Source organism: Chloroflexus sp. MS-CIW-1, from assembly GCF_030444705.1.
Classification (GTDB): Bacteria; Chloroflexota; Chloroflexia; order Chloroflexales; family Chloroflexaceae; genus Chloroflexus.
The window spans coordinates 871,486-884,499 of record NZ_JAUBWR010000002.1 but is presented as its reverse complement, the minus strand read 5'-3'; the positions used below and the strand labels follow the sequence as shown (position 1 = coordinate 884,499).

Below are 13,014 nucleotides of genomic sequence, written 5' to 3'. Positions count from 1 at the left end.
TCCTATAGTTTCTGGTCAAAATGAAGTATAACGCGGTTTCGTGCTCTCCATATTAAGGTAGGTTACTGCCGGTAGACGATTTTCAGCTCCTTACGAGCCGGTCATAATCCGCTCATAAGCTACTCGTAGCGCAGTTACTTCCTCATTGCTTAATGGCATGAGTGGCAAGCGCAGGGCTGTTTCCGGCAAGTCACTCGTCCAGGTCAAGGCGGCTTTGAGTGCGGGTGGTGTATTGATCGGATCAATCAGGTCGCGCACTGCGCTGAGCCGGGCCTGAGCTGCCGAAACGTCACCACCCTGGTGGAAGGCATCGAAGACGGCACGGGCCAGTTTCGGGAAGGCGCTAGAGAGGGCTGTAATTGCGCCTGCCGCACCGCCAGCCAGCGCACGGGCGATGAGACGGTCGCTCCCGGTGAAGATGCGCAACTGGGGATAACGATCGATCAGCATTTTAGAGTGTTCCCAATCACCGCTACTGTCTTTTATACCGTAAAACTGTTCGCCATGGCTTGCTAGCAGGCCGTCAATAATAGGAGTAGTGATAGGCACGCCAGTGACTTGTGGAATATGGTAGAGCATGACCCGTGCTTCGGCCGGTAGCGCATCGCACAGCGCCCGGAAGTAGGCGAGAATCCCAGCCTCGCTCGGTTGCTTGATGTAAAATGGTGGCATCACCAGAATTGCGTCAACACCCAGGTCTACCGCAGCACGACTGAGCGCTATCGTATCGGTAAGCGCTGCGCAGCCGGTGCCGGCAATAACACTCAGTTCACCACGGTGGGCCATAATGATTTCAAGCGTGCGAATCCGTTCGGCAACACTCATGGAGGGTCCTTCGCCGGTTGTTCCTAGCGCCAATACCCCGTGTAAACCGCCATCAGCCAGGAAACGCAGGTATCCCGGGAGCCATTCGTAATCGACCGGTCCAACATCGCTAACAAAGGGGGTAAGCATTGCACTGATGATGCCACGAATGTCTGCCATTGTCGTATCTCCTTTCACCGTGTTGATACCTGTCTAATGCCATACAAAAAGTGTACAGCCACATCCTTTGTCGTCGTGATCATCTTCCTGATAACCGGTAGATACCAATCATCTCAGGAGAGGCCAGGCTGCCTTTCCGCTGGCTTCACTCTACCATAAGTTGCCGTTTACGATACATGGTGTAGAATCAACCGGCGAGGACATGCAGATGTACACGAACCAAGAAGGCGGTCTATGAAAGGTCTTGTGCTCAGCGGTGGTAAAGGAACCCGACTGCGACCGATCACGTATACCAGTGCGAAACAACTGGTACCGGTCGCAAATAAGCCGGTACTTTTTCGGGTTATTGAGGCGATCCGTGATGCGGGGATTACCGATATTGGTATCGTCATCGGTGATACGGGCGATGAGATTCGGGCAGCAGTGGGCAATGGTCGGCGCTGGGGAGTAAAGATTTCCTACATCCCGCAAGAAGCGCCGCTTGGGCTGGCCCATGCCGTAAAGATCAGTCGCGAGTTTCTCGGCGATGAACGGTTTGTGATGTTTCTGGGTGATAACTGTATTCAAGGCGGGATCAGCTCATTGATCGAGCAATTTGGGCAGAGTGATTACAATGCCCAAATTGTACTGAAGAAGGTAAGTGACCCACGCTCGTTTGGCGTAGCGGAACTCGATGACGACGGGCGCGTGGTGCGTCTGGTTGAAAAGCCGCGCGAGCCGAAGTCTGATCTGGCGTTGGTTGGCATCTATATGTTTGACCACCACATCTTTGAAGCGGTTGAGGCGATCAGGCCATCGGCACGTGGTGAGCTGGAAATCACCGATGCGATTCAGTGGCTCGTTAGCAATGGCTATCGGGTCTATCCCTACGTTCATGAAGGGTGGTGGATCGATACCGGTAAAAAGGATGACATGCTCGAGGCGAATCGTCTTGTCCTTGAAGAGCTTGAACCTGCCGTACATGGGTATGTGGATCGCGACTCGCAGCTTATCGGGAAGGTGATTATCGAGCCAGGGGCTGAGATCATTAACAGTACGATCCGTGGGCCAGCGATTATCGGCGAGCATACGCGGATTGTGAATGCCTATGTTGGCCCATTTACCTCAATTTATCACCACTGCCACATCGAAGAATGCGAAATTGAGCACAGTATTGTGCTTGAATACTGTACCATCCGTGGTCTCCCGCATCGCCTGGAAGATAGCTTGATCGGGCGGAACGTGGAGATTACCCGTAGTCCGTTGCGCCCGAAGGCGTACCGCTTTATGCTGGGCGACAATAGTACGGTTGGCGTGTTGTGAAGCGGAGGTTTTCCAAAGTTTTTATTCTCCCCTCCAGTGGGATAGCGTGGTATAGACTCCTGACCTGACCGCCGTGCGAGCGGATGTCATAGCTTCTCGTTGGGGGTGGTCTGCCCTACCCCTCTTAGCTCGCTCATCATGTGCGTAGGGGCGGGTTTCCCTGCCCCTGGGCAAGGTGATGCCAGCGATACTCTACCACCCTTGAATTGATGAGTGCTATTCATCGGTTGCTGAATCGTGTTCAGCGAATGGCACCGAAAACGCCACCATACTCTTGTTTTGAGCCGGTCTTACGCAGTTTCGTCAGCGGCGATTTCCAGCCAGATCGCGTAGACGGTATTTTTCGCCACCCCGAGTTCCTGGGCCGTCTGGCGTACAGCGGCGCTGCCGCTCAACCCTGCAGCGCGCAATCGTTGTAGATGGGCGGCGATCACTGCCGGTTCCACGGTTGCCGGGGTGGTACGTAAACGCAAGCGATCACGTTTCCGGGTGGCTCCCGCCGCGGCTCCGGCTATCACAATAGTAAATTCGCCACGGGGCATCTGGTGGGTAAAGTGAGTCAGTAGCTCCGCTGCTGTACCACGGAAGATTGCCTCGAAGCGCTTGGTCAGGTCGTTGGCGACCGCCAGTTGACGCTGACCAAGAATGGTATCTATGTCTGCTAGTGTCTCAAGCAGACGGTGCGGGGTCTCGAAACAGATCACAGTCAGGGTAAGATCGGCGATTTCTTGCAGTAGCTCACGCCGTTCGCGCTGCTGACGGGGGAGAAAGCCGATAAAGGCAAAGCGGTCGGTTGCCATACCCGATGCCACCAGCGCAGCGATGGGTGCGCTAGGGCCAGGCACAGGTGTGATCGTATGACCAGCGGCCAGACACGCCTGAACTAGTTCCTGGCCGGGATCGGCAATCGCCGGGGTTCCGGCGTCAGAAACCAACGCTACATCACCGCTGTTTAAGGCCGCAAGAATCTCATCGCGTCGGGTGAGTTTGTTGTGCTCGTGATACGAAATACATGGTGTATTGATCTGATAATGATCGAGCAAGATGCGCGTATGACGTGTATCTTCGGCAGCGATCAGCCGAACTTCGCGCAAGATGCGGAGGGCGCGAAGAGTAATATCTTCAAGGTTGCCAATTGGGGTCGCAACAATGTAGAGAGTGCCCATATTGCTTATCGCCCGTCGGTGATAGCCAATTGCTGACGCCAGTAGTCAAGCACTTCGGCAACCATCTGCTCAATGCCAATTTCAGGTTGCCAACCGGTAGTAGCCCGAAGTTTGCGATTGTCGCCTTGCAAGATGGGTTCATCAACTGGTCGCAGCCGAGAGGGATCAACCTGTACTGTGACCGGTACGCGCCCCATCGCAACCACCATATCAACAATATCACCGATCCTGATAGCCTGCCCTGAGCATAGATTGTACACTTCGCCTGGCGCGCCGTGCTCGATCAGCAGCCAGAGGGCACGCGCCACATCGCGAGTATGGGTAAAATCACGCTTCGGTGATAAATTACCAACATACATAACTGGCGCCTGTTTCCCGACCTCGATCAGGGCCATCTGACGGCAGAACGTTTGGATCGAGCAGCGATCGCCCTGCCGCGGCCCAACATGGTTGAACGATCGAGTAACGATTACATGCATCCCATAACTGGCGTGATATTGAAGGCCGCTCAGTTCGGCGGCGACTTTGCTTACTCCATACGGGCTGGCCGGGCGTAGCGGATGTTCCTCACTTATTGGCACTTCGTCAGGCCGCACCGGCCCATATTCGGCACTGGTGCCGGCAATGTGGATACGGGCATGGGGAACATGGCGACGCGCTGCTTCGAGCAGGTTCAAGGTACCCTCGACATTTGCCCGCATAGTTAAAATTGGTGCATCCCACGAAGCACTCGGATAGCTCTGGGCGGCCAGGTGAAAAATTCGATCTGGACGCGCGGTAGCAACTGCTCGATCTACCGAAAACGCATCTTCAATGTCACCTTCGTGAATGGTGATCTTTCCCAACAAATGCTCAATCGGTCGCGGATCGCTCCGCCAACGCTTAAAGGCATGTATCTCTAGCCCAGGAATGGTTAACAGATAGTCGGCCAGAAAACTTCCCACCGGTCCGGTAATACCGGTAATCAAGACCCGCATAACGCCTCCAGAATTGCAATCGTGGCTATCATACCACGTTTGGGGGAACGGATGGGGTACGGTACTGCCGATGTCGATCAAACCGCCACCGTCATCCCAACCGTCCCACCCCGCCATCGCCGCCCCGGTAGCACTGGTACCCCCGATCATCATCCCCTGCCTTGACACCATCGGCGACACAGCGGTTTCGACGGCACAGAACTGCTAGAGGCCCGGCGGCGCCGGGCCTCTACTTTTGCATATGGAAATACGTGATGGAAGCAACAATCACTGATTTGACAATCAATACCCAGGTAGAGTATAACATCTCTTGAAACAATGTTTCATTAAGGTTGAAGGAGGAAGCTATGCAGCGTATTCGACAGATTGTGATACTACTGATCGGCGCATTCCTGATTGCTGCATGTGGGCAGGCGCCGGCAAGCCAGCCTACCAGTGCCCCAGCGGAGCCTACAGCAACGGCATCAATGGCACAGCCTACTAGTGCCCCAGCGGAGCCTACAGCAACGGCATCAATGGCACAGCCAACTACCGCTCCGGCAGCTCCTCTTATGGTGATGGCAAGTACGAGCATCGTTGCTGACGTTGTGCGTCAGGTTGGTGGTGAATTGGTACAGGTTGAGACTATTGTACCGATTGGGGCAGATGGGCACAGCTACGAGCCTTCACCTGTGGATTTGGCCCGAGTCAGTGCTGCCCAGATTATTTTTACCGTAGGGGTCGGCTACGAAGAGTTTCTTGATCGCCTGATCGCAAGTTCAGGGACGAAGGCTGAAGTGGTGGCCCTGTCGGAGAATCTGACTCTGCGTACCCTGAGTGAGGAGGAAGTTGGAGGGCATACGCACGGCGACGAACATAGTGACGAGCACAGTGATAAGCATAGTGACGAGCACAGTGATGAACACGGTGCTGGCACTGTCGATCCTCATACCTGGATGGATCCGAACAATGTGAAGGCCTGGGTAGAGGTGATTTACGCGACTCTGAGTCGCCTTGACCCGACCAATGCTGATACTTATGCTGCGCGGGCGGCTGCGTACCGGAGCCAGCTCGATGAACTTGATCGCTGGATTGCAGAGCAATTTGCGGCCATTCCTGCCGAGCGTCGCTTGATTGTCGCTGACCACATCATCTTCGGGTATATGGCTGATCGCTACGGTTTACGGCAATTGGGATCGATCATTCCCGGTGTGAGCACCAGTGCTTCACCTTCGGCCCAAGAACTTGCTGCGTTGCAAGACATGATTGCCGATTATAGCGTACCTGCTATCTTCGTTGGTGATATTGCCAATAAACAACTAGCAGAACAGATTGCCCGTGATACGGGTGTGCGCATCTTTACGGTGCTCACCGAGTCGCTAACCGATGCAGACGGGCCGGGGGCAACGTACATCGACTATATGCGCTTTAATGTGCAGACGATTGTTGATGGTCTGCGCGGATAGTTGCATTCTGGCGTACAATACCAGCAGCGTCGGTTTCGTTAACGGTCCTAACCGACGTTGCGCTGGTTTGGGCATCAGATGATGCTACACTACATGCGGAGAAACTCATTTATGATGGAGCCGTCTGTTTCTGTTGGGAGAGATGTTGCTCAGGTAGCGGCAGTGCCTGCTCTGAGCCTGCATCATGTGACCGTGCATTATCGCCAGCACGAGGCTCTGCACGATATTTCTGCCACTATCAATGTTGGTGAACAGGTGGCAATCGTGGGGCCAAACGGCGCTGGAAAGAGCACGTTGCTCAAGGTGATTGCCGGTCTTCAGCCAATTTCGTCTGGTACTATCCGCTATTTCGGTGTTGAGCGCATTGTGCCGAATGAGATAGCTTATGTGCCACAACGTCTACAGATCGACTGGCGCTTTCCTGTCTCGGTCAGTGATGTGGTCTTGATGGGTCGTGTTGGGCGAATTGGGCTGTTTCGTCGTCCTTCACGTCATGATCGATTACTGGCTCAGCGGGCGCTCGAGCGAGTTGGGTTGGCCGCCTTTGCCAACCGTCAGATTGGGCAGTTATCGGGTGGTCAACAGCAACGGGTCTTTCTGGCGCGCGCACTGGCCCAAGAAGCACGATTATTATTGATGGATGAACCGCTGGTCGGTTTAGATATTCCTTCGCAGGACGAGATATTTCGGACGCTAACCACGTTGCGGCAAGAGGGTGTTACGGTTTTGACAGCATTGCATGACTTACAACAGGCGGCTCGCTATTTTGATCGGGTGATGTTGCTCAATCGCACTCTCATTGCGTTTGCGCCGGCCCGCGAAGCATTTACCGCTGCCAATCTCGTTGCGACCTATGGTGGTCATTTGCATCTCCTGAGCAGTGGTGATGGCCTGCTCACCGTGGCCGATAGTTGCTGTAATCCTTCTCTGGACAACACCCTATGATCGATGTTTTGACTGCTCCCCTCAATTATGCGTTTATGCAGCGTGGTCTGATCGCAGCGCTGTTGGTTGGAACCGTCTGTGCCGTGGTTGGCGTGTATGTGGTGTTGCGGGGAATGGCCTTCCTGGGTGATGCGCTGGCCCATACCATTTTGCCCGGCATTGCCGTGGGTTACCTGGTCAATGGTGCCAATCGAGGAGCACTCTTCTGGTGGGCATTGGGGGCGGCGATAATCAGTTCGCTCTCGATAGGGGTCGTCAGTCGCGCTGCCCGAATTCGTGAGGATACAGCAATTGGTATTGTTTTTGCTGCGATGTTTGCGCTAGGGGTGGCGTTGATCTCAACCGTGCGGAATTCGGCGGTTGATCTCTCGCACTTTCTGTTTGGCAATATTTTAGGCGTGAGTGAGCATGATCTCTGGCGCATTGCCCTGTTTGGTACGGTTGTGATCGCTGCGATAGTTCTCTTTTACAAGGAGTTGATGGTTGTGACCTTCGATCCGGTGTTAGCCGCGACTTTGCGCTTGCCGGTACAGGCCTTCGATCTGCTTTTGCTGATCCTGCTTGCCATCGCGATTGTGGTTGCGATCCAGACAGTTGGAGTGGCGCTGACGCTAGCAGTGCTCGTTACCCCACCGGCAACAGCAGCACTTTTTACCCATCGCATGCACACTATGATGATTATGGCAGCCTTACTGGCTATGCTGGCCGGTGTCTTGGGGCTGTACGCTTCATATTACTTCAGTATTGCCTCGGGCGCCGCGATTGTGCTAGTTAGTACCTTGATGTTCATCCTTGCATGGGCCGGTTCACGTCTGCTTCGCCGGAATAGCTGATCCTGTAGTACAATTGTTGCAGTCGGGTTCCTATCGCCTGACAGCAATCTCTGCCGATAGATGTACCGGCGGGGGTGAGGTAACAATGACAGGTCGGCTGGCGCTTCTTGTACTGCTGCTATTGACGGTTCTTTGGTCTCCGGTTGTCGCTGCGCAGCCGCCGAAGGGACCACGGTCTGCGCTTAACCGCTGTGGTGCAGGCGACACCGTTCAATATACGTTAGCAATTGCCGGAGCAATTGTCCCTGACGCTCTAAACCCTGGTGGTATTGAGACACCCAGCTATGCCGAAGCATTTGCGCCGCTGCGACCGTTTTTTACGGCTGCTGATTTGGGCATCGCAACCCTGGCCGGGCCACTGGCCGGTGGGCCGCTTCCGGCATTGGCCGCGGCTCTGGCCGAGCACAACCTGTTGTTGCTAGGCGCCGCACATCCTCGTCTGCTAGATCGCGGGCCATCAGGAGTTGATGCCACCTTGCAAACGCTGGCGCGTTACGGCATTTTTCAGCATGGTGCTACTGGCGCTGGCGAAACAAAACCGCCATTTTTGAAAGTAACCATTCCCCATCCACAATCGCCATTAACGATTGGTTTCCTGAGTGCTACCTGGGGTCTTGATGGGAATGCCGATCCGCAGGGCCAGCTCAACCTGTTAGCCGATTCCGCAGGTGTGCTGCCGACGATTGTAGCTGCGATTGAACAGGCGCGCCGTGAGACCGATCTGGTGGTGGTGATGGCGGCATGGAGTCAGCCACTCGATCCCGATCCGGTGCAGGCTCGTGTCAATGCGGCACGTTATTTAATTGCAAGTGGCGCAGATTTGGTGATCGGCAGTATTCCCGGTGAGCTGGCAACGATTGATTGGGTGCGCGCCGCTGATCGCGAGGGTCTGGTGATCTTCTCGGCGGGCGATCTGGTAAGCGCAACGGCGACGTCGGCTGCATTGATTTACGTCGGTGTAACACGCGATGAAGATGGTTCTGCCCGGCTAACCGGTATGCGCTATTTACCCATCACGCCCGGTCAGGGGAATCGCGGACCGACGCCGTTATCAGCGGTACCCCGTGAATTATCTATCCGCTTGGGCGATCCAGGGCAATTGCACCTGGTGCAGCCCATACCACCAACCGGAAAGATTGAAGTTTGCCCGCCACTGATATTGCCAGAAGCGCCGCAAACCCCGATCAGCGGTGATTTTGCCCGCTTTTACCAGACCTTCGGCGGCGAGCAGGCCCGTTCGCTAATCGAGGGTATTGCGTTGCTTGGCCTACCGTTGGGTGCAGTGACCCGCGAATTAGCCGGAGATTGTCGGCAAGAGGTAGCGGTGCTCTACACGGAACGTCAGCGATTGGAGTTGCACTTGAACAACGATTGGCCGAATCGGGTACTCGGTTCACATTTGGGTGTTGTGGCATTGCGGCTTACCTATCCTGATCAGCCGGTTGTGCCACGCACCGATCTAAGCGATCCGCAGGCGTTTGCTGATCCTCGTTTTCGGAGTTTTTACGAACGGTACGGCGGGATAAGTCTCTTTGGCTATCCAATCAGCGGTGCATTGAGCGAACGTGACCCCAACACGGGGCGAAATATTGTTGTTCAGTACTTTGAGCGTGCTCGTTTTGAGCTTGATCCGGCTGCTCCGCTGCCTGACGATCCGCTCTGGCAGGTGCGCTTGGGATTACTGGGGCGGGAAGTTGGCGCGCAGACGGTGCGTGTGCTGTGTCCGGCTGCCGTGGCCCCGACGACAAACACCTTGCTGACAACTGCGGTACCGACAGATGTACCAACTGCGCTTGACAGGACGGTGCAGAACAGCGGCGATGGTTTTTCCTGGACTTTGCTTATGATTATCGTTCTGACAATCTTGTTGGTTGTGCTGATTCTTTACGCTATCTACGATCTTTACCGTTTCAGCGAGCACTATGCTCATCTGACCAGTTTAACCAACCGTCGCAGTGGATATCGCACCGCTGATAGCACTCGATCTTCGCCATCAGAAGTAGCAGCTGCTCGCTTTGAGGCGTGGCGCGAACAGCTACAGGGTTTTGTTCGGCGTACCCCTGCTGAGTCATCGCCTGCTGCTGAAGCTGAGATGCCGCCACCGAGTAGTGAACGTTCGTGGCTAGGTCGCTTCTTCAAGCGCAATAACGCCGGTCGCACGACGACCGCAAAGGGTCCGGCATGGCGTCGTCCTGTGCGAACCCTGTCATCTTCTCAGGCTGCGCCGGTAACGTCAGTGCCTCAAACCCAGGGTCCTGCGCACGCAGTGCCTGATCCTGATCAGGCACTACCAACCTTACCACAGGGTGCTGTCCAGCAGTCCCCTAAAGGCCCGTCACTGATGGACAATGAATTGGCGGAATGGTTCGACGAACCCGATAGTGGGCCAACTACCGGGCGACAGCAGGCCGGGTATAGCACCGAACAGCCGGTAGACTGGGGCGATCTACCCGCCGCTGAACGAGAACGCTGGCTGGCCGAGCTTGGCCCCCTGGTTGACGAAACAGCCGCTGATGTCCCGCCGACCGAGCGCGCCCGCTGGCAGAGTGAGTTGGCCGGGGCCGAGACCGCCTCGGCGCCGGATCAATCTCCTGCAACGTGGCCAGCAGGTCAGGCGAATCACGAGGATGATCGGCGGACGACGCGCCGTCTCGATGAGAGTGTTCTGGCCGAGCCGACGACTGATCAGGAGCGGCGGGTAGAGAGCCGTCTTGATGAGCATGTGTTGTCTGGCGCAAAACCGGTGCGCTCGACCAACGACGATGACCTGCTACGGGAACTGCTTGGGATATAATAGTGTCAGTTAGGCACAAAATTGTACCTGGTGGTTGATCAGCAAACAGTTGAATGATATACTGCACGCATCAACCCTAATCAATGTACTTCACGGCCTATTACAGGTTGTCAGTCAGTATAGAGGAGAAGAGCATATGCCGCAGACGCGACTGGTAATCGCCGATGATGAATCGATCATCCGTATGAACCTGAAAGAGACGCTTGTCAGTCTCGGCTATCTGGTCGTCGGCGAAGCTGGTGATGGTGTGAGCGTTATCAACCTTGCACGTGAGTTGCGCCCTGACCTGGTACTCATGGACATCAAAATGCCGAAACTCGACGGTATCCAGGCTGCTCGCATCCTCACTGAAGAGAAGATTGCGCCGGTGTTGTTGTTGACCGCGTACTCGGATCGCGATCTGGTCGAGCGGGCAAAAGAAGCCGGCGTGGTGAACTACATCGTCAAGCCGTTCCGTGAAGCCGAATTACTGCCGGCTATCGAGATTGCCATTGCCCGTTATCAAGAATTCCTGGAGATGGATCGCCAGGTTGCCGACCTGAAAGAGACGCTCGAGACGCGCAAGCTGGTTGAGCGGGCCAAAGGCATCTTAATGGATACCCAGGGTTTGAAGGAGGCTGAAGCGTTCCGTAAAATTCAGCAACTCTCGATGAATACCCGCAAGTCGATGAAAGAGATTGCGCAGGCCATCTTGCTGGCACACGAGATTTAAGGTGCATCAAGTGACCGGTTTCATCCGATACACGACCAACGCAAAGTGGGCACCTGATACGTGATCAAAAACCTGGGCTGTTGATGAGTCTCGACCATGACATCGATATGATGGTCAGGGAAACAGTGGCGGGCAACGTATGCGGCTCCGCGACGTGCTGGGACAGGGTTGCAACGATTTCAGCGCCGGTGCTGTAGAGCACGCCTGGCGGCCCTCACCTTCCCCCCAGCCCCGTCCCCTCCCACACGGGGAGCGGAAGAGGGGGATGGGAGCGGAGCAGTGGCAACTCTGCGCCTGCGTCTTACAACGATGCCGAGACCACAATCACCCCTCTCCCGCAGTGCGGGAGAGGGGCTGGGGGTGAGGGCCGCCGCAGCGCGGGAGAGGGGCTGGGGGTGAGGGCAGTCCGCACCTTCCCCCTTGCCCCGTCTCCTCACACATTGGGAGCGGAAGAGGTGGATGGGAGCGGAGCAGTGGTGATTCTGGGTCTGCATCTTGCAACGATGCCGCGACCACGACTCACCCCTCTCCCGCAGCGCGGGAGAGGGGCTGGGGGTGAGGGCACCCACAGCGCGGATAGCAGAACAGAACGTTAGCCCCCTAACGCAGTGGTTGCACAGGCACGGTATATTCCTAACAAGAAATCCGGGTTTTCGATCATGCTCTAAGGTCCTGCTTTGTGTTCTCGTATTAATTGCTCTCACGATAGTATATTGCGGCAGTTACGGTATTCTTGTCGTCATGGCATCTTCTGAACCAACTTCATCTGTCTCGGTAGCGCAATCGGCACGCTGGCGACGGTATGCCCGATTCGTGATACCGCATGTCCTGACGATCGCGATCAGCCTATTGCTGTTCTCCCTCCTTCACCGCTGGTTTTGGGCAGTACCGCCACCAGTCACACCGTTGATCGCGACCGTTACACCTGTTCCGACCATCCCTCCCACGCCAATCCCAACCCCGCAACCCACCCCACCATCTCCACCACCAAGTGAAGGGTTACTGCGCCTGACCATCCTCGATCTCCAGGCTGAAAACGCCCAATTACGCACAATAACCCACCTCTTACGCGCCGCAATCACCCTTGATGAGGCACTCAATGCGCTCCAGCGTAACGATTTCGCCGAAGCTGACCGGGCCTTGATGATGGCACGCCGTGCGCTTGATCGGGCCTACAACCTGAGTACAGAACCCCAAAAAGGTCCCATCGACGCTATTCGGCTCCAGATCAGCCAGATTCGAGATGATCTCGGTGTTAGGCCTGAAGGTGCTGATCGACGTCTGTGGCAGGTACGGCGTTTGATACTGGCGTTGGTTGATGAATGAGTTCTATTCTCAGCTTGTAGGCAGGCGGAGGTGATCGCCCCACGTGATCTAATACCAATCTGTTCGCAACAACCGTGTATCCTGGTTTGCAGGCCTCTAGTTCGCATTCTCCACTGTGTAGACGAACGATGGTGCGCTCCGCTGGCTCCTCCCACTCCCCCTGCCTCCATAAGTACCCCTTCCCCCCGCAAGCGGAGGGGAGGTAGGGAGTATCCCGCACACCCAAGTAACCGTGTGTGGCAGGAGTCATCAGCAGCAGAGACGGGAGCGTTTTCGGTATCCCTCGGTCGTTACATCGGCACCCCAACGCAGCAAACGCTGCAACTTCTTCGCTAATCCATAGTTCTCTTGACAGAACCGAGATGCCATACCAGGCTGGCAGGATGATACACGGTTGTCACAGACAGGATTGGTATACGGGCTAGGCATTACCGCCCTCCTATGATAGTGTATGGTGGCAAATCTTCCATGTGACAGCAGAGATCATTCAGCCACGCAACGATGATTGCGATAGCGTTGCCCGTTGATGG

Annotated in this window: 10 protein-coding genes; 7 read left to right on the top strand and 3 right to left on the bottom strand. The window is 55.5% G+C overall.

Annotated features, from left to right (window positions below; translation table 11 throughout):
• Positions 1–90 precede the first annotated feature (90 nt).
• Positions 91–984 carry a dihydrodipicolinate synthase family protein gene (locus QTO31_RS16550; RefSeq protein ID WP_031459429.1) on the bottom strand — a complete coding sequence of 298 codons (894 nt, stop codon included), beginning with the start codon at positions 982–984 and terminating at the stop codon, positions 91–93.
• Positions 985–1,218: 234 nt separating this feature from the next.
• On the opposite strand from QTO31_RS16550, the gene QTO31_RS16545 reads away from it, so the two are divergent.
• Positions 1,219–2,286 (top strand): glucose-1-phosphate thymidylyltransferase, encoded by a 1,068-nt coding sequence (locus tag QTO31_RS16545; protein WP_031459428.1) that lies wholly within the window; start codon positions 1,219–1,221, stop codon positions 2,284–2,286.
• Positions 2,287–2,576: 290 nt separating this feature from the next.
• On the opposite strand, the gene rsmI is transcribed toward QTO31_RS16545, so the two are convergent.
• Complete coding sequence (rsmI, locus tag QTO31_RS16540) at positions 2,577–3,452, bottom strand: 16S rRNA (cytidine(1402)-2'-O)-methyltransferase (RefSeq protein WP_301430181.1); 876 nt, start codon at positions 3,450–3,452, stop codon at positions 2,577–2,579.
• Between the two features lie 5 nt (positions 3,453–3,457).
• The gene (locus tag QTO31_RS16535; RefSeq protein WP_367620654.1) at positions 3,458–4,429 is read right to left on the bottom strand and encodes a GDP-mannose 4,6-dehydratase; all 972 of its coding nucleotides are present in this window, start codon (positions 4,427–4,429) and stop codon (positions 3,458–3,460) included.
• A 347-nt stretch (positions 4,430–4,776) separates the two neighbouring features.
• Between QTO31_RS16535 and QTO31_RS16530 the strand changes: the two genes are divergently transcribed.
• The 6 genes from QTO31_RS16530 (at position 4,777) to QTO31_RS16505 (ending at position 12,484) form a co-directional block, all read left to right on the top strand.
• Complete coding sequence (locus tag QTO31_RS16530) at positions 4,777–5,874, top strand: metal ABC transporter solute-binding protein, Zn/Mn family (RefSeq protein WP_301430178.1); 1,098 nt, start codon at positions 4,777–4,779, stop codon at positions 5,872–5,874.
• A 111-nt stretch (positions 5,875–5,985) separates the two neighbouring features.
• Positions 5,986–6,819: a metal ABC transporter ATP-binding protein gene (locus tag QTO31_RS16525; protein WP_301430176.1), complete on the top strand. Its 834-nt coding sequence runs from the start codon at positions 5,986–5,988 to the stop codon at positions 6,817–6,819.
• A complete protein-coding gene (locus QTO31_RS16520) occupies positions 6,816–7,652 on the top strand; it encodes a metal ABC transporter permease (RefSeq protein WP_301430175.1) in 837 nt (278 codons plus the stop codon). The genes QTO31_RS16525 and QTO31_RS16520 overlap by 4 nt, the downstream gene beginning before the upstream one ends.
• Before the next feature lie 85 nt (positions 7,653–7,737).
• Entirely contained in the window at positions 7,738–10,446 is a 2,709-nt protein-coding gene (locus tag QTO31_RS16515) for a CapA family protein (protein WP_301430174.1), read from the top strand.
• Between the two features lie 136 nt (positions 10,447–10,582).
• Positions 10,583–11,158 carry an ANTAR domain-containing response regulator gene (locus QTO31_RS16510; protein ID WP_012257866.1) on the top strand — a complete coding sequence of 192 codons (576 nt, stop codon included), beginning with the start codon at positions 10,583–10,585 and terminating at the stop codon, positions 11,156–11,158.
• A gap of 741 nt (positions 11,159–11,899) precedes the next feature.
• Entirely contained in the window at positions 11,900–12,484 is a 585-nt protein-coding gene (locus QTO31_RS16505) for a hypothetical protein (protein ID WP_301430172.1), read from the top strand.
• Positions 12,485–13,014: the final 530 nt, after the last annotated feature.

What these genes read in the sequence shown, in the direction of transcription:
- QTO31_RS16515 (WP_301430174.1), top strand. Translation starts at nt 7,738, where the DNA reads ATGACAGGTCGGCTGGCGCTTCTTGTACTGCTGCTATTGACGGTTCTT.
- QTO31_RS16510 (WP_012257866.1), top strand. Translation starts at nt 10,583, where the DNA reads ATGCCGCAGACGCGACTGGTAATCGCCGATGATGAATCGATCATCCGT.
- QTO31_RS16525 (WP_301430176.1), top strand. Translation starts at nt 5,986, where the DNA reads ATGATGGAGCCGTCTGTTTCTGTTGGGAGAGATGTTGCTCAGGTAGCG.
- QTO31_RS16505 (WP_301430172.1), top strand. Translation starts at nt 11,900, where the DNA reads ATGGCATCTTCTGAACCAACTTCATCTGTCTCGGTAGCGCAATCGGCA.
- QTO31_RS16535 (WP_367620654.1), bottom strand. Translation starts at nt 4,429, where the DNA reads ATGCGGGTCTTGATTACCGGTATTACCGGACCGGTGGGAAGTTTTCTG.
- QTO31_RS16545 (WP_031459428.1), top strand. Translation starts at nt 1,219, where the DNA reads ATGAAAGGTCTTGTGCTCAGCGGTGGTAAAGGAACCCGACTGCGACCG.
- rsmI (WP_301430181.1), bottom strand. Translation starts at nt 3,452, where the DNA reads ATGGGCACTCTCTACATTGTTGCGACCCCAATTGGCAACCTTGAAGAT.
- QTO31_RS16530 (WP_301430178.1), top strand. Translation starts at nt 4,777, where the DNA reads ATGCAGCGTATTCGACAGATTGTGATACTACTGATCGGCGCATTCCTG.
- QTO31_RS16520 (WP_301430175.1), top strand. Translation starts at nt 6,816, where the DNA reads ATGATCGATGTTTTGACTGCTCCCCTCAATTATGCGTTTATGCAGCGT.
- QTO31_RS16550 (WP_031459429.1), bottom strand. Translation starts at nt 984, where the DNA reads ATGGCAGACATTCGTGGCATCATCAGTGCAATGCTTACCCCCTTTGTT.